This window comes from Streptomyces sp. NPDC029296 (assembly GCF_055569255.1).
Genome location: NZ_JBVHXT010000008.1, coordinates 57,099 through 74,011 on the forward strand (window position 1 = coordinate 57,099; position 16,913 = coordinate 74,011).

A 16,913-nucleotide genomic window follows, 5' to 3' on the forward strand; every position below is an offset into this window, starting at 1 on the left:
GGGTGTGGAAGGCGTCCGTGCCGAGGCACACCGGCGGACGCGGCCCGGTCCCGTGCGCGGGGGCCGGGCCGGTGCGGCTAGTCGGTCGCGATCGCGTTCAGCACGTTCATCCGGGCGGCCCGGAACGCCGGGACCAGGGCGGCGAACAGGCCCACGAAGGCGGACCCGATGAACACCCCGGCGATCGTCGGCCAGGGAATGTCCAGGACGGTCAGGCCCTCCAGGGCGAGGAGCTTCTGCGCGGTGGCACCCCAGCCCATGCCGAGGCCGAGGCCGAGCAGGGCGCCGAAGACGGCGATCACCACGGACTCCAGGCGGATCATGCGGCGCAGCTGGCGGCGGGAGAGGCCGACGGCCCGCATGAGGCCGATCTCCCGGGTCCGCTCGACCACGGACAGCGCCAGGGTGTTCACCACGCCGAGGACCGCGACGATGATCGCCAGCGCCAGCAGGCCGTAGATCATGTTCAGCAGCTGGCCGATCTGGTCCTTCAGTTCCTGCTTGTAGTCGGTCTGGTCACGCACGGTGTACTGCGGGAACTCGTGCAGCGCCGACTTCAGCGCCTGGTAGGCGGCGTCCTCCTGGCCGTCCTTCGCCGTGGCGAACACCAGGTCGTCCAGCGGCATCCGGTCGGCGGGGACGTACTTGGCGACCGTGGCGATGGAGGCGTACATCGCGCCCTTGTCGACGACGACCTCGTCGCTGGTGATCGCGCGGACGGTCAGCTTCGCCGTCCCGCCGTCCTTGAAGCGGACGGCGACCGTGGAGCCGAGCTTGATGCCGTGGTCCGCGGCGAAGCCCTCGAAGACGGACATCGAGTCCGGCCGGTAGGCGTCGGCGAGGCTGCCGGCGACGGTCTCGGTGCGCACGTCCCGGGCGTACGTCGGGTCGGCCGCGTTGATCGTCTCGTTCCTGGTGGTACGGCCGTCCGGCGTGGTCAGGGCCGCGTCCAGGAGCTTGTACTCGGTGACCCGGGCCAGGCCCGGGGTGTCCTTGACGGCCTGGACCGCCTGCTTGGTGATGACCTGCCCGTTGTCGTCCTGGACGATGAAGTCGGTGCCGACGGTCTTGTCCAGCTGGTCGGTGGCGGAGGCCACCATGGAGGAGCCGACCACGGACAGGCAGGCCACGAGGGCCAGGCCGATCATCAGGGCGGCGCCGGTGGCGCCGGTGCGGCGCGGGTTGCGCAGCGCGTTGCGCTCGGCCATCCGGCCGACGGGCCCGAAGATCCGCAGCAGGACCGCGCCGAGGACGCGGACCAGGGCGCCGGCGAGCAGCGGGCCGACGACGACGAAGCCGATCAGGGTGAGCAGCACGCCCAGGCCCAGCCAGCCGGAGCCGGTCTTGGCCTTCTCGGTGGTGGCGGCGACGTACAGGCTCCAGGCGCCGGCGGCGGTCAGCAGCAGGCCGAGGGCGGCGCGGACGGCACCGGAGCGGGCGTCGGAGGGGGCGCCGGCGTCGCGCAGGGCGGCCATCGGGGAGACCTTGCCGGCGCGCCGGGCGGGCAGGTAGGCGGCGAGGACGGTGACGACCACGCCGAGGAGCAGGCCGAGGGCGGGGGTGGTCCAGGCCACCGTCAGGTCGTCGGTGGACAGCTTCATGTCCATCCGCCCCATGAGCTTCATCAGGCCGACGGCGAGGCCGACGCCCGCGCCGACGCCGAGCACGGAGCCGAACACGCCGAGCAGCAGCGCCTCGACCAGCACCGACCGGTTGACCTGCCGGCGGGAGGAGCCGATGGCGCGCAGCAGGCCGATCTCCCGGGTGCGCTGGGCGACCAGCATGGAGAAGGTGTTGATGATCAGGAAGATGCCGACCAGGAAGGCGATCCCGGCGAAGCCGAGCATCGCGTACTTCATGACGTTCAGGAAGCTCTGGACCTGCTTCTGGTTGGCGTCGGCGACCTCCTTGGCGGTCTGCACCTTGTAGTCGTGCCCGAGGGCGGCGACGACGTTCTTCTTCAGCTGCTCGTCGCTCACGCCCCGGTCGGCGGTGACGTTGACGGTGGTGTAGACACCGGTGCGGCCGACGAGGGTCCGCTGGGCGGTCCGGGTGTCCAGGTAGAAGATCGCCGCGCCGGGGTTGGTGACCTTGAAGGCGGCGATGCCGGACACGCGCGCGTGGTGCGTGCCGACGGCCGTGATCAGGCCGATGTCGTCGCCGCGCTTCAGGCCGTGCCGGTCGGCGGTGTCGGCGTCGACCATCACCTGGTCCGGGCCCTTGGGCGCGGTGCCGGAGGTGATCTCCATGGTGCGGGCGTCGTTGCCGTTCCAGCTGCCGACGATGGTGGGCCCGCCGTTGCCGGGCGACAGCTTGTCCTTGCCCGCGTCGACGACGGTCACCGAGGTGGAGAAGACCGTGCCCTCGGCCGACTTCACGCCCCGGGCGCCGCGGACCTTGCCGACGACGGAGGCCCGCAGGACCGGCGGCTTGCCGGTGCGGGAGGTGGTCTCCCCGGTGTCGGAGGCGCTCTTGGCGCCGACCTGGACGTCGGAGGCCGTGGCCTGGAACAGCTTGTCGAAGGTGGTGTTCATCGTGTCGGTGAACACCAGGGTGCCGCACACGAACGCCACCGACAGCAGCACGGCGACCGCCGACAGCGCCATGCGTCCCTTGTGCGCGAGGAAGTTGCGCATCGAGGTCTTCAGGACGGTCACGAGGTACGCCCCCGGGCGTCGAAGTCCTTCATGCGGTCCAGGACCTGTTCGGCCGTCGGCTGGTACATCTCGTCGACGATGCGGCCGTCGGCGAGGTAGAGCACGCGGTCGGCGTAGGAGGCGGCCACCGGGTCGTGGGTGACCATGACGATGGTCTGGCCGAGTTCGTCCACCGAGCGGCGCAGGAAGCCCAGCACCTCGGCGCCCGCGCGCGAGTCGAGGTTTCCGGTCGGCTCGTCCCCGAAGATGATCTCCGGGCGGGCGGCGAGGGCGCGGGCCACGGCGACGCGCTGCTGCTGGCCGCCGGAGAGCTGGGTGGGGCGGTGCTTGAGGCGCCCGGCGAGCCCGACGGTCTCCACCACCCGGTCCAGCCAGGCCCGGTCGGGCTTGCGGCCGGCGATGTCCATGGGCAGCGTGATGTTCTCGACGGCGTTCAGCGTGGGCAGCAGGTTGAACGCCTGGAAGATAAAGCCGATGCGGTCCCGGCGCAGCTGGGTCAGCTTCTTGTCCTTCAGGCCGGTGATCTCGGTCTCGTCCAGGTAGATCTGACCGCTCGTCACCGTGTCCAGCCCGGCGAGGCAGTGCATCAGGGTCGACTTGCCGGACCCGGAGGGGCCCATGATCGCGGTGAACCGCCCGCGGGCGATGTCCACGTCGACGCTGTTCAGCGCGACGACGCGGGTCTCCCCCGACCCGTACGCCTTCACGACCTGCCGCGCCCGCGCCGCGACGGCCGTACGCCCTCCAGTACCCCCGTGCCTGGGAATGGTCACAGCCGATGTCACGGTATGTCTCCTATATCGGTCGACAGGTCGGTGCGCGGCACCCGTGGTGCCGGTGCGTCGTCTTGGCTACGCCGATGAGTCTCGCGGTCGGCGAGGGCATCGCGCGCTGGTGCGGAGCCCCCTCTTTCCGGGGGGAAAACCCCACCCCCGCCGGTGCGGTCCGCCGCCCCCCGACGGCGTAGGACCAGGTTAAGGACCGCGCCCGCCCCGGCTCCTCCTCCGCCGGGACGACCCCTCCCCGAGCCGGGGTACGGAGGAACCCCTAGGGGGACTCCACCGCCGGGTGGAGTCATCCCGGGGGTTCCTCCACCCTTCGGCGCGCCCGGCCTCCGCCCTTCGCCGCGCCGGGCCCCGGACGGCCCGCCGTGGAAAGCTGTCGTCCCACACATAGGTGCAGGGGGCACCTGGGTAGCTTCCGACGGGAAGCAGGGGAGGGGATCCACGGTGGGGAGTACGACACCCGCGATACGCGGCGGCACGGCCCGGGGCCAGGGGGAACGACGGCGGGGGGCGGTGGTGGCCGCGCTGATGCTGGCGATGGCCCTGGCCGCGCTCGACTCCACCGTCGTCTCCACGGCCGTACCGCAGATCGTCGGCGACCTCGGCGGGTTCTCCGTCTTCTCCTGGCTGTTCTCCGGCTACCTGCTCGCCGTCACCGTCACGCTCCCCGTCTACGGCAAGCTCTCCGACACCTTCGGCCGCAAACCGGTGCTGGTGGTGGGCGCGGCCGTGTTCCTGGCGGGCTCGCTGCTGTGCGCGACGGCCTGGAACATGGCCGCGCTGATCGCGTTCCGCATCGTCCAGGGCCTGGGGGGCGGGGCGTTGCAAGGCACCATACAGACACTCGCCGCCGACCTTTACCCGCTGGCCCAGCGACCGAAGATCCAGTCCCGGCTGTCCACGGTCTGGGCGGTCTCCGCGGTCGCCGGCCCCGGACTCGGCGGAGTGCTCGCCGCCTACGCCGACTGGCGCTGGATCTTCCTGATCAACCTGCCGATCGGCGCCGCCGCCCTGTGGCTGATCGTGCGTCACCTGCACGAGCCGGAGCGGGAGACCGCCCGCCGCGCCCGCGTGGACTGGGCCGGCGCGCTCGCGGTGTTCGCGTGCGGCGGGGTGCTGCTGACCGCGCTGGTGCAGGGCGGGGTCGCCTGGCCGTGGCTGTCGGCCCCGTCGCTGGCCCTGTTCGGCGCGGGCCTCGCCCTGGTCGCCGTGGTGGTCGCGGTGGAGCGGCGGGCCGCGGAGCCCATCATCCCGGGATGGGTGTGGCGGCGCCGCACGATCGCCGCCGTCAACCTGGCGCTCGGCGCACTCGGGCTGCTGATGGTCGCGCCCGCGGTGTTCCTGCCGACGTACGCGCAGTCGGTGCTCGGACTCGGCCCGGTCGCCGCCGGGTTCGTGCTGTCGGTGTGGACGCTCAGCTGGCCGGTGTCCGCCGCGCTCAGCCAGCACGTCTACCGGCGCATCGGCTTCCGGGACACCGCGCTGCTCGGCATCGGCCTCGGCGCGCTCGTCCTCAGCGTCTTTCCGTTCCTGCCCTACCCCGGGTCCTGGTGGCAGCCGACGCTGCTGATGCTGCTGCTCGGCGGCGCGCTGGGCCTGTTCCAGCTGCCGCTGATCGTCGGGGTGCAGTCGACGGTGGGCTGGTCGGAGCGGGGCACCACGACCGCCTCGGTGCTGTTCTGCCGGCAGACCGGCCAGACCCTCGGCGCGTCCCTGTTCGGCGCCATCGCCAACGGGGTGCTGGCCACACGGCTCGGCGGGGCCGGCGACCTGGACTCCGTCACCCGCGCGCTGGACGCCGGCACGGCCCCGGAGTCGACCCGGCGGGCCATCGCCGACGCGGTCCACGCCGTCTACCTCGGCGCGGCGTGCGCGGCGGCCCTGGCGTTCGTGGTGCTGCTGCTGGTGGCGCCCCGGCGGTTCCCGGTGCTCCCCGAATGACCCGGCGCACCGGGACGGGCGGCCGGGCTACTCGGTGACCACCCTGCCGGTCAGCGACATCAGACGGTCGCGCGCCGAGTCCACGTGCGCCTGGACGTCGTCCCAGGTGTCACCGTGCTCGCGCAGCACCCGTTCGGTCTCCTGGGCGATGCGCTCCTCGCGCACCCGCGCCTCCGCGACGATCCCGGCGGCACGCGCGCGTGCCTCCTCCTCGCACCGCCGGGCGTACCTCCCGGCTTCCTGGAGCGCCCGCTCGGCCGCCGTCAGCGCCGCGTCGGCCCGGTCCGCCCGCTCGGCGTGCCGGGCGTCCAGCTCCGCCGCCCGCTCGGCCTCCTCGCGTTCGGCCGCCGCCCAGCGCCCGGCGTTGCGCCGGGAGTGTTCGGCGAGCGTCCCGGCGGCGCGCTGCCGCGCCTCGCGCACCACCGCGAGCGCCTCCATGCGCGCCGTCCGCACCTCGCGCCGGGCCCCGACGCGGATGCCGTTGGCCTCGGCCCGCGCGGCCAGGATCCGTCCCCGCGCGTGCTCGTCGGCCGCCGCCCGGACGGCGTCCGCCGCCTCCCGGGCCTCCCGGCGGACCCGCTCGGCCTCCGCCTCGGCCCGCGCGACCTGCCGCTCGGCCGCGCGCCGGGTGCGCTCCCTGAGGTCCGCCGCCTCGTTCTGCACCCGCTGGAACAGCCGCTGCGCGCCCTCCCCCAGCGTCTCGTACGTCTGCGGTACGAGCTGGGCGACGGCCTCGCGCAGCCGTACCGCCTCGGCCTCCATGTCCTTGGCGAGCACGGTCAGCCGGGCGGCCCGTTCCCAGGCGGCGTCCCGGTCCCCGGACAGCGCCTCCAGGCAGGCGTCGACCTGGTCGGGGCGGTAGCCGCGCCCCCGGACGGTCGCGAAGCCGTGCGGCGGCATCGACGCGCTGCTCACCCTGGGACTCCTCTCCACCGGACCTACACGACAGAATGATTTCGTGCATATCTTGATGGATCGGACATAAGCGGTCATGGTCCGACACTCCGCAGACCACGCGCGGACGCGGAAGCCCCGGGCGCCGACAACACACCGGGCCCCTCACGCGCACGCGTGAGGGGCCCGACGGCAGGCAGGCGAGGGACACTCCCGCGCGGGAGGGGCTACAGCAGGCCGTCCCACATCTGCTCCAGCAGCACCGACCACCAGCTCTCCGGCGAACCGAGCGCCGCCGGGTCCAGAGCGGCCAGCTGCGCCTGGAAGTCGACGGTCCAGCGGCCCGCCTGCTCCTGGTTCAGCCCGTACCTCAGGCGCCACATCCGGCCCAGCAGCGCCAGACAGCGCGCGAACTCCGGCAGCCCGGTGTTCACGAACTGCGGCGGCACCGGCGCACCGCCCGGACCCGCCTCCACCGGAACGGCCACGATGTTCGCCGTCCCGTACTGCACACAGAGGGCCTTGCCGAAGTCGGTGCCCATCACCAGGTACGAGCCCGCGTCCGGCGCCGCCGTCACCCCGCGCTCGGCCGCCAGCTCCGCCAGCGTCGGCACCGGACGCCCCGGCTGCGCCTGCGCCCAGAAGAACGGGCCCATGTCCAGCGGGAGTCCGGCCACCACCAGGGTGTGCGCCACGATCGGCGGCACGCCCTGCCGGGACACCGCCTGCTGCTCGAACCGGAAGATCCCCGGCCCGAACGCCGCCGCCAGCTCCTGCGCGACCCCCTCCGGCGGCACCGGCGGCGCGGCCTGCACCGGCGGCAGCGGCGCCCGCACCGGCGCCGGCCGCGCGGGACCGTCCGCCACCTGGTGCAACTCGCCCTGGTGCGCCAGCAACTGGTGCATGCCCTGCCGCCGGCCCGCGTGGTCCGTGCCGTACGGCGCGATGCTCGTGATCCGCGCCTGCGGCCACTGCTCGCGGATCATCCGCGCGCAGTAGGCACCCGGCAGCTCGCACGACTCCAACTCGGTGTGCAGCTCCAGCACCTGGTCCGGCGGCACGTTCATGGCCCGCAGCTCGTGGAAGATCTGCCACTCCGGGTGCGGCACGCCCGGCGCCGAACGCCGGATCAGCTGCTGCTCGGAACCATCCTGCGCGCGGTAGCGCAGGACGGCCTGGTAGCCGGGGCCCACCGTCGGCTGCCCCTGCGGATACCCGTACCCCTGCCCCGGCACGGGCGCACCCGGCGGCGGCATCGCACCGGGCGGCACACCGGGGGCGGGCGGCGGGGGCGGAGGCGCGGCGTTCGGGCCGGCTCCGTGGGGAGCGGCGCCCGGACCGGCCACGGGGGGCGCGGAAAGCACGGTCTCGGCGTGGTGCACGGCCCCGGGAGCGCCCGGGACGCCCGCGTGCGGGGCATGGGGCGCCTGAGGCGCGTGCGGTGCCCCAGGAGGCTGGGGGGCACCCGGCGCCTGGGGCGCCACCGGAGGCATGCCGGGGGCGCCCGCCGCTCCCTGCGCGCCCTGGACGCCCTGCGGACCGGGAACGCCCGCCCCGGCCGGGGGCCGCGGCGCGCCCCCGCCCGGCCGGCCCGGGTCGGCCAGCATGGTGGCCGCCTGATGCACACCGCCCGGCGGCGTGGCAGGCGGGTTCGGCGCGCCCGGCGCCTGCGCGCCCTCCGCGCTCCCCGCACCGGACTGCCCCTGCGGACCGTCCGGCCCGAGCGCCGACACCAGCCGGGTCGGCACGTACCCGCCCGCCGGGGCACCCGGCGCGGGCGGCGGCGTCGCACCGCCCGGGCGTGCGCCCGGCAGACCCGGAACACCCGGCGGCGGAGGCGGAGGCGGCGCGCCCACTCCCCCGCGCCCCTTCTTCGGCGGCGGCGCCGCCTTGCTCGTCGCGGCGTCCGCGATGTCCCCCGCGTGCGGCGCAAGAGGCCGCCCCGGCGCACCCGGACCCGCCGGGGGCTGCGGATAGCCGTACGCCGACGCGCCCGGTGCCGGCGGGGGCGCGGTGCCCTGCGCCGGGGGGTACGGCGGTACGCCCGGCGCGGGCGTAGCCGGCGCCGCGGGTGCCTGCGGACGCGGATGGCCGTACGCCGACGCGCCCGGTGCCGGCGGGGGCGCGGTGCCCGGACCGGCGGCGGGCACACCGGCAGCGGACGGGGTGTCCGGCACGTCCAGCGCCGGTGCGACCGCCGTCGGCGGCAACTGACTGCCGCCCGACATCAGTGCCGTCGGCGCGTCCGCCGCCACCGACGGGGAGCGCGGCGCGTCGTCCGGGTCGCTCAACGGCGGCGCGAACACCGTCGCGGGCAGCGGCACGGACCGGTCGTCCTCACCGGACCCCCCGTTCGTGTCGGTCCCGGCCCACGGCGTGGCCCCCACGGGCACCTCCGCGAAAGGAGCCGCACCGGACGCGCCCGGCGCGCCCGGCGCGCCACCGGCCGCCCCCGTCGGCACCCCGGCCCACGTCTCGGCCGGCCCGCTCCCACCGGAGGAGGCCGCCGCACCCGGCGCCGTACCACCCGCGGCCGGCCCACCGCCCGACCCCGCCGCACCCGGACCCGGCACCCCCGCCCCCGAAGAGACCGGAGCCGCGCCGGGCGCATCCGCACCCGGAGCCCCCGGACCCGCCGGATCCCCCGCTCGCCGTTCCCCCGGCCCCAGCTTGTCCGCCGCCTCCTGCAGCCACTCCGGAGGAGTCAGCAGGAACGACGTCTGGTTCAGGTCCAGCCGCGCCGGCGCCGGCACCGCCTCCCGCGGCTCGTCGGCGCGGCCGTACTCCTCCTCGTACCGGCGGATCACCTCACCCACCGGCAGCGCGGGCCACAGCGTGGCCTCCCCGCTGTCCCGGGCGATCACGAGCCGCTGGCCGCCCGCGTCCGCACGCGGACCCTCCGCCCGGTCCTCGCCCCACACCACGAACCCCAGCTCGAACTCCCGCACCCGCACCTCACGGTGCTGGTACACGGGCACGTCGCCGTTGATCCACTCCTCGGCGCGCTCCTGCGCCTGCGCGTACGTCACCATCGCGTGCAGCTCACTCCCCCACCGGTCCGGACGACACCGGGACGGCCCGGACGAAACCGCCGTCCACCATCAGACCGGCCACCGTCTCCAGCTCCGGCGGACTGCCGGCCAGCCGGGACAGGAACGCGTCGAAGTCGTCACCGCACGGCAGCAGCAGACGCTCCACCCGCTCCGCCGGCGACCACGACGGATCCACGTCCCGCACATCGTCGTACGCGCAGAACCACACCGAACCGGCCCGCCCGCCCTTCACCTTCACCGCGAGCAGCCCGCCCTGCACGAACCCCACCCCGAGGTAATCCTTCGTCAGGTGGTCCCGCAGACACTTGTTCACATACACCAGGTCGTTGACCGCAGCCTCGTCCCGCACCGTGAAGAACGGCTGGTCCACCAGCAGCCCCAGCCCCGCGTCCAGCGCGGTGCCGACCGGCGCGCAGCCGCCCGCCGCCTTCAGGAACGAGCGGTAGGCGCCGGGCAGCCGATAGCCCAGGTCCTCCTCGATCCCCTGCACCTGCGTCTCCGTCACCGCCACACCCGACTTCGGCAGCGCGAAGTGCGCCGGCCGCGACTCCCGCAACGGCCGCGTCCCCCGCTTGCCATGGTCCACCGGCGCCGTCGCCACCCCGCCGTGATGCCTCAGCAGCGCCTTCACCTCCACCGGGATCAGCTCCAGCCGCCGGGTGCCCGCCACGTGATGCCACGTCCAGCCGTGGGGCGTCGCCACATTCGGCACCGTGTCCCACAACTCGTGCCCCGACGCCGCCAGCGCCGCGTTCGCCGACACGAAGTCCGTCAGCCGCAACTCGTCGACCCCGAAGCCCTCCGGCGGCTCGGCGATCTCCACCGCCACGCGCGCGTACGGCGAGAAATCGGGGTAACCGCGCTCGTCGACCCGTACCCCTCTCGGGTGACGTGCCGCCCGGACCGGATCCGGAAAGTGCACGACCTGCCCGGCATAGGCCGCGTTCGGCGGCGCGGCTCGCTGCCCGAGCCGACCTGTCGTCATGGCGGATGCCCCCTGCGGCGTTCTCTCTGGCCCTAAACGGCGGTGTCGATCGCGGATGGCGACAGCCTATGCGGTACGCGAACCCCGGTCACCGGCCCACCGCAACCCCGCACACCCCCGCCCACGCCCCCCGACCGCCGATACCTCCCCCACCCGCACCCGCACCCCGGCCCGCCACCGTGACCAGACGTCACCCCACCGTCACGCCACGCCCCGGAACGGGCGTGTCGCACCGCCCCAGCTTCCCCACCAGCCACGGCATTTGGCACCCTAAGTCCTTCGGGGGGATGCCCCAGGGGAGGGAAACGATCATGACCACCGTGCAGACCGGAGGTGCCGACGTGCGGGCCGGCGACCCTCGCATCGACTGGAGCGGCACCGAAACACCCCCCACCCCCACCCTCCGGCACCGCCGCGACGGCATCCTGCCCGCCGTCGCCGCCGCCCTCTCCGTCCGCGGCACCACCCTCACCTGCACCGCCGCCCGCGGCGACCAGCCCCCCGCCCTGCACCCCCTCGTCCAGGACTTCCTCGACGCCCTCACCAGCGCCCAACGCGACCGCTTCACCGGCCGCTGCGCCGAGACCATCCTCATCTCCCGGCACCTCACCACCGCCGACGCCGCCCGCAGCAAACGCGCCGCCCGCAGACCCATGAGCAACGGCGAAGCCCGCAAAGCCCTCAAACACGCCAAACTCACCGCCCGCCGCATACGCGAGGACGGCGACCCCCTGCACGGCCGCTTCGCCGCCCCCTGCCGCGCCTGCACCGCCCTCAGCGCCCACTTCGGCGTCCGCATCGTCGACCCCACCGCGGCCGACGGCTGACCCACCGCGCCCCAACCACCCGACAAGCTCGACGAACGAAGGGCAGATGCACCCCGACCGCACCTCCACCACGCGCTTCCCCGTACCCGTCGACGCCGCCCTGCGCGCCGCCGGCTGGCAACCCGGACGCTGGGACATCAAGCAGGCCGAGATCTGGGCCGACGCCCTGCGCGCCCACGCCTCACCCGCCGGACACCGCCACACCGTCTTCCCCGCCGCCGTCGAGGCCTGGGCCGAATTCGGCGGCCTCACCATCACCCCCACCGGACCCGGCCGCCAGATCGCCCCCGCCGCCCTCCACCTCGACCCCCTGCACGGCCTCCACCTCGCCCGCACCCTCGGCGACCTCGGCCGCGCCCTCGGCACCCGACTGTGCCCCCTCGGCGAGGAGACCGACACCGCCGCCCTCCTCGCCATCGACGCCGAAGGCCGCGTCTACACCCTCGACCACACCGGCGACTGGTACGCGGGCCCCGACATCGACCACGCCCTGACCACCCTCATCACCGGCATCCAGCCCGTACGCCTCACCGCCGGCTGACCCGCGGCAGACACCCCACGGCGCACACCACCACCCCACCCCGCGGCAGACACCCCCCAGGGCTCACACCGCCGGAATCACCGCCGACACCCGGAACCCGCCCGCGTCCGTCGGACCCGACACGAACACACCCCCCAGCGCCACGACCCGCTCCCGCATCCCCACCAGACCGTTCCCACCCGACGGCAGCCCCGCCGCCGACGCCGACGCCAGCTCCGGCGGCGGCTCGTTCTCCACCTGCATCGCGATCTCCGACACCCGGTGCGCCAACCGCACATACGTCTTCGCACCCGCCGCGTGCTTGTGGACGTTCGTCAACGCCTCCTGCACCACCCGGTACGCCGTCTGCTCGACCTCCGCCGGATACGACCGCACCCGACCCTCCACCGACAGATCCACCACCATCCCCGCGGCCGCCGACTGCCCGACCAACTCCTCCAGCTCCGACAGACACGGCCCCTCCGCCACCGCCCCCGCCTCCACCGCCGCACGGGACTCCGCCGCCCGGGACGCCGCCGCCTCGGCCGCCTCCCCCACCGCGGCCAACGGCACCCCCGACGGACGCCGCACCGCACCCTCACCCGCCCGCAGCACCCCGAGCATCTCCCGCAACTCCGTCAACGCCTGCCGCCCCATGTCCCCCACCAGGGCCGCGTTCCGCACCGCCTTCTCCGGATCCTTCCGCGCCACCGCCTGCAACGCCGCCGCGTGCACCACCATCAGACTCACCCGGTGCGCCACCACGTCGTGCATCTCCCGCGCGATCCGCGTCCGCTCCTCCCCACGCGCCCACTCGGCCCGCTCCTCCGCCCGCTCCGCGAGCAGCTGAAGCTCCCGCTCCAGCGAATCCGCCCGCTCCCGCAAGCTCTCCATCAACCGCCGCCGCGCCCCCACGTACAACCCCAGCAGCACCGGCGGAGCCGTCAGCCCCAACGACGTCGTCACCGCCGCGAACGGCAGGAACCAGTCACCCAGCGTGAGATCCCCGCGCGCCATGTCCTGCCGCACCCGCACGAACGTCACCACCGCCGTACCCAGCAACGACATCCCCGACAACGCCCCGATCACCCGGCGCGGCAGCTCACACGACGCCAGCGTGTACAGGCCGACGACGCCCATCAGGAAGCCCATCTCGGCCGGCGTCACCGCGATCGCCACCAGCACCACGGCGATCGGCCACTTCCGGCGCACCAGCAGCACCGAACCGGCGATCAGCCCGAACACGACGCCCACCCACGCCGGTATCCCCGCCTCCCGGGCGAACGGCACCCCCTCCACCGCGCACTCCGCCGCGGACAGCAGCGCCAGACCGCCGTCCAGCGCCGCGCTGCGCCACCTCGCCCACCACCACGGGCCGGTCAGGGCCCTGGCATGGTCTTCCCCCGTCGTGGTCATGCCTCCAGCCTACGGGCGAGGGGTGCGGCTTTTCCGGTGACTTTCTCCTCCCCCCACACACCACACTCCGTAACCGAACACCTTCGAAACCTCCCCCTATCCCTCGAACTGGCGAACCTCACCCGTTCGACCCCGGAACCCTTCATTCCGGCCGGACGGTATGTCCATGGCACAGACGTACGGCAAATACGCCGACTTCGAGGGACTGCGGGAACGGGCGGTGGCGTTGCGGCGGGAGGGGCTGAGCCGCCGGCAGATCCGCGACCGGCTGCACGTCGACAACAACGACATCCTCAACCGCCTCCTGGAGGGCGAGCCACCGCCCGAGTGGACGAAGCGCCCCAACGCCAAGGACGACCTGCGGGACCGGGCGCGCGAATTGCGGCTCCAGGGCTGGACGTACGACCGCATCCAGGCGGAGCTGGGGTGCTCGAAGAGTTCCATCTCCCTGTGGGTGCGGGATCTGCCGAGGCCGGAGCGGCGGCGAACCCGCGAGGAAGCGGCGGCTATCGCCCGCAGGGGCTGGGAGGAGAAGCTGCGCATCCGGGACGAGGAACGACGCCGGGTGAAGGAGACGGCCAGGCGGTCGATCGGCGAGTTGTCGGAACGCGAACTGTTCCTGGTCGGCGTAGGCCTCTACTGGGCCGAGGGCAGCAAGGACAAGCCGTACGCCCGCCGGGAGAACGTCACTTTCGTGAACAGCGACCCAGGGATGATCGAAGTCTTTCTGGCGTGGCTCGACCTGCTCCAAGTGGAACGGGAGCGCCTGCGGTTCAACGTGATGATCCACGAGAACGCCGACGTGGAGGGAGCCGAACGCTACTGGGCCGCCCTTGTCGGGGCCGACGCCTCCTCGTTCAACAAGACCACACTCAAGAAGCACAACCCCAAGACGGTCCGCAAGAACACCGGGGACGCCTATCGCGGCTGCTTGGTGATCAAAGTTCTGAAGGGCGCCGAGTTGTACCGTCGCATCGAAGGCTGGTGGTGCGGCATAGTAGTGGCGGCGACCTCAACGGACTAGAGAAATGTCCGTTTAGGGGGCTTATGTAATCCCCTGTGGTGTAATGGGCAACACGGGTCACTTTGGATGATTTGTTCCAGGTTCGAGTCCTGGCAGGGGAGCACACACCATCACCGGGCTCTGACACCACCGTCAGGGCCCGCCCCCATATCCCTCACCCCACCCCCCGGTATCCTGCGGCTGTCACCCCCACCCACCCCCAGCCGAAGGGCAACCCCGTGAGTGCCATCCGCCCGGCAGCCGTCGTCGTTCTCGCAGCGGGTGAGGGCACCCGTATGAAGTCGGCCACACCGAAGGTCCTGCACGAGATCTGCGGCCGCTCCCTCGTCGGCCATGTGCTGGCCGCCGCCCGCGCGCTGACCCCGCGGAACCTCGTCGTCGTGGTCGGCCACGCCCGCGAGCAGGTCGGTGCCCACCTCGCCGAGCTCGACCCGGACACCAGGACCGCCGTGCAGGCGGAGCAGAACGGCACCGGGCACGCGGTGCGGATGGGCCTGGAGGAGCTGGGCGGCGCCGTGGACGGCACCGTCGTCGTCGTGTGCGGGGACACGCCCCTGCTGACCGCCGAGACGCTCCGGCGGCTCACCGAGGCGCACCACGCGGACGGCAACGCCGTCACGGTGCTCACCGCCGAGGTGCCGGACGCCACCGGTTACGGCCGGATCGTGCGGGACGAGGCCACGGGTGCCGTCACGGCGATCGTGGAGCACAAGGACGCGACGGACGCCCAGCGGTCGGTCCGGGAGATCAACAGCGGGGTGTTCGCGTTCGACGGGCAGTTGCTGGCGGACGCGCTGAAGAAGGTGCGCACGGACAACAGCCAGGGCGAGGAGTACCTGACGGACGTGCTCGGGATCCTGCGGGACGCCGGGCACCGGGTGGGCGCGTCGGTCGCGGCCGATCACCGGGAGATCGCGGGGATCAACAACCGGGTGCAGCTCGCCGAGGCGCGCCGCATCCTGAACGACCGGCTGCTGACGCGGGCGATGCTGGACGGGGTGACGGTGGTCGACCCGGCCACCACCTGGGTGGACGTGACGGTGACGTTCGAGCGGGACGCCGTGGTGCATCCGGGGACGCAGCTGACCGGGTCCACGCATCTGGGCGAGGGTGCCGAGGTCGGTCCGAACAGCCGGCTGAAGGACACGCACGTGGGCGCGGGGGCGCGGGTGGACAACACGGTGTCCGACGGGGCCCGGATCGGTGAGGGGGCGAGCGTGGGGCCGTACGCGTATCTGCGGCCCGGTACCCGGCTGGGTGCGAAGGGCAAGATCGGGACGTACGTCGAGACGAAGAACGCGTCGATCGGGGAGGGCACGAAGGTGCCTCACCTGTCGTATGTCGGGGACGCGACGATCGGTGAGTACACGAACATCGGCGCGGCGAGCGTGTTCGTGAACTATGACGGGCAGGACAAGCATCACACGACGATCGGGTCGCACTGCCGGACCGGTTCGGACAACATGTTTGTGGCACCTGTCACGGTCGGGGACGGTGCCTACACCGCCGCCGGGTCGGTGATCACGAAGGACGTGCCGCCGGGTTCGCTGGCCGTGGCCCGTGGTCAGCAGCGGAATATCGAGGGCTGGGTGGCCCGGAAGCGGCCGGGGAGCGCGGCGGCGAAGGCGGCCGAGGCGGTGTCCCGGCGGGGCGAGAGCGAGGACTGACCGGAAACGTGTGCGCCAAACACGGCGTACCGTGATAAGTGCACATCCGCACGTGTGCACCCCGCACCCTTACCAGCTGATTCGGCCTCTCCTGCCCAGCCGAGAGGTCGTAGAGCAGCCGGCTGGCTGAGACAACCTCTGAGGAGACTGTGCTGTGACCGGGATCAAGACGACCGGCGAGAAGAAGTTGATGTTCTTCTCCGGCCGCGCCCACCCCGAGCTTGCCGAGGAGGTCGCCCAGCAGCTGGGTGTCGGGGTCGTCCCGACGAAGGCCTTCGACTTCGCGAACGGTGAGATCTATGTCCGTTACCAGGAGTCGGCGCGTGGTGCGGACTGCTTCCTGATTCAGAGCCACACGGCTCCGATCAACAAGTGGATCATGGAGCAGCTGATCATGATCGACGCGCTGAAGCGGGCTTCGGCGCGGTCGATCACCGTCATCGTGCCGTTCTACGGTTACGCGCGGCAGGACAAGAAGCACCGGGGTCGTGAACCGATTTCGGCGCGTCTGATCGCGGACATGATGAAGACGGCGGGTGCCGACCGGATTCTGACGGTGGACCTGCACACGGATCAGATCCAGGGCTTCTTCGACGGTCCGGTGGACCATCTGTTCGCGCTGCCGCTGCTGGCGGACTACGTGGGGCGGAAGGTGGACCGGCGGAAGCTGACGGTGGTGTCGCCGGACGCGGGCCGGGTGCGGGTGGCGGACCGGTGGTGTGACCGGCTCGGTGCGCCGCTGGCGATCGTGCACAAGCGGCGTGACAAGGACGTGGCGAACCAGGTGACGGTCCACGAGGTGGTGGGCGAGGTCGAGGGTCGCGTGTGTGTGCTCGTGGACGACATGATCGACACGGGTGGCACGATCTGTGCCGCGGCGGACGCGCTGTTCGCGCACGGTGCGGAGGATGTCATCGTGACGGCGACGCACGGTGTGCTGTCGGGTCCGGCGGCGGACCGGCTGAAGAACTCGCGGGTGAGTGAGTTCGTGTTCACGAACACGCTGCCGACGCCGGGGGAGCTGGGCCGGGATCTGGACAAGATCACGGTGCTGTCGATCGCTCCGACGATCGCGAGTGCGGTGCGTGAGGTGTTCGAGGATGGTTCGGTGACGAGCCTGTTCGACGAGCAGTGAGGTTTCTGC

The 16,913-nt window shown here is 73.0% G+C and carries 12 protein-coding genes and 1 tRNA gene; 7 read left to right on the forward strand and 6 right to left on the reverse strand.

The genetic code is table 11. The features are described from left to right. Positions 1–77: 77 nt before the first annotated feature. Both ACZ4W9_RS09105 and ACZ4W9_RS09110 read right to left on the reverse strand, forming a co-directional pair. Entirely contained in the window at positions 78–2,657 is a 2,580-nt protein-coding gene (locus ACZ4W9_RS09105) for an ABC transporter permease (protein ID WP_467934268.1), read from the reverse strand. Continuing rightward, entirely contained in the window at positions 2,654–3,442 is a 789-nt protein-coding gene (locus ACZ4W9_RS09110; protein ID WP_467934269.1) for an ABC transporter ATP-binding protein, read from the reverse strand. The genes ACZ4W9_RS09105 and ACZ4W9_RS09110 overlap by 4 nt, the downstream gene beginning before the upstream one ends. Positions 3,443–3,886: 444 nt before the next feature. Here ACZ4W9_RS09110 and ACZ4W9_RS09115 point away from each other — a divergent pair, with 444 nt between their 5' ends. Next, on the forward strand, positions 3,887–5,383 hold the full coding sequence (locus ACZ4W9_RS09115) for an MFS transporter (protein WP_467934271.1): 1,497 nt from the start codon (positions 3,887–3,889) through the stop codon (positions 5,381–5,383). Between the two features lie 27 nt (positions 5,384–5,410). On the opposite strand, the gene ACZ4W9_RS09120 is transcribed toward ACZ4W9_RS09115, so the two are convergent. The 3 genes from ACZ4W9_RS09120 to ACZ4W9_RS09130 form a co-directional block, all read right to left on the reverse strand. Beyond that, positions 5,411–6,298, reverse strand: coding sequence for a cellulose-binding protein (locus ACZ4W9_RS09120; protein WP_467934272.1), 888 nt, complete (start codon positions 6,296–6,298; stop codon positions 5,411–5,413). A 206-nt stretch (positions 6,299–6,504) separates the two neighbouring features. After that, on the reverse strand, positions 6,505–9,309 hold the full coding sequence (locus ACZ4W9_RS09125; protein ID WP_467934273.1) for an SUKH-4 family immunity protein: 2,805 nt from the start codon (positions 9,307–9,309) through the stop codon (positions 6,505–6,507). A 10-nt stretch (positions 9,310–9,319) separates the two neighbouring features. Further along, positions 9,320–10,315, reverse strand: a complete 996-nt coding sequence (locus ACZ4W9_RS09130; protein WP_467934275.1) for an SMI1/KNR4 family protein — start codon at positions 10,313–10,315, stop codon at positions 9,320–9,322. 311 nt (positions 10,316–10,626) lie between these two features. On the opposite strand from ACZ4W9_RS09130, the gene ACZ4W9_RS09135 reads away from it, so the two are divergent. Together ACZ4W9_RS09135 and ACZ4W9_RS09140 are read left to right on the forward strand one after the other, a co-directional pair. After that, complete coding sequence (locus tag ACZ4W9_RS09135) at positions 10,627–11,142, forward strand: YwqJ-related putative deaminase (RefSeq protein ID WP_467934276.1); 516 nt, start codon at positions 10,627–10,629, stop codon at positions 11,140–11,142. 46 nt (positions 11,143–11,188) lie between these two features. Next, positions 11,189–11,683, forward strand: a complete 495-nt coding sequence (locus tag ACZ4W9_RS09140) for an SUKH-3 domain-containing protein (RefSeq protein WP_467934278.1) — start codon at positions 11,189–11,191, stop codon at positions 11,681–11,683. Between the two features lie 63 nt (positions 11,684–11,746). On the opposite strand, the gene ACZ4W9_RS09145 is transcribed toward ACZ4W9_RS09140, so the two are convergent. Beyond that, a complete protein-coding gene (locus ACZ4W9_RS09145) occupies positions 11,747–13,078 on the reverse strand; it encodes a sensor histidine kinase (protein ID WP_467934279.1) in 1,332 nt (443 codons plus the stop codon). Between the two features lie 166 nt (positions 13,079–13,244). On the opposite strand from ACZ4W9_RS09145, the gene ACZ4W9_RS09150 reads away from it, so the two are divergent. The 4 genes from ACZ4W9_RS09150 (at position 13,245) to ACZ4W9_RS09165 (ending at position 16,904) form a co-directional block, all read left to right on the forward strand. Next, positions 13,245–14,102, forward strand: coding sequence for a hypothetical protein (locus tag ACZ4W9_RS09150; protein ID WP_467934281.1), 858 nt, complete (start codon positions 13,245–13,247; stop codon positions 14,100–14,102). 29 nt (positions 14,103–14,131) lie between these two features. Then, positions 14,132–14,203 (forward strand) — tRNA-Gln (locus ACZ4W9_RS09155). Between the two features lie 117 nt (positions 14,204–14,320). Next, positions 14,321–15,769 (forward strand): bifunctional UDP-N-acetylglucosamine diphosphorylase/glucosamine-1-phosphate N-acetyltransferase GlmU, encoded by a 1,449-nt coding sequence (gene glmU / locus ACZ4W9_RS09160; RefSeq protein WP_467934282.1) that lies wholly within the window; start codon positions 14,321–14,323, stop codon positions 15,767–15,769. Between the two features lie 154 nt (positions 15,770–15,923). Next, a complete protein-coding gene (locus tag ACZ4W9_RS09165; RefSeq protein ID WP_467934284.1) occupies positions 15,924–16,904 on the forward strand; it encodes a ribose-phosphate diphosphokinase in 981 nt (326 codons plus the stop codon). Positions 16,905–16,913: the final 9 nt, after the last annotated feature.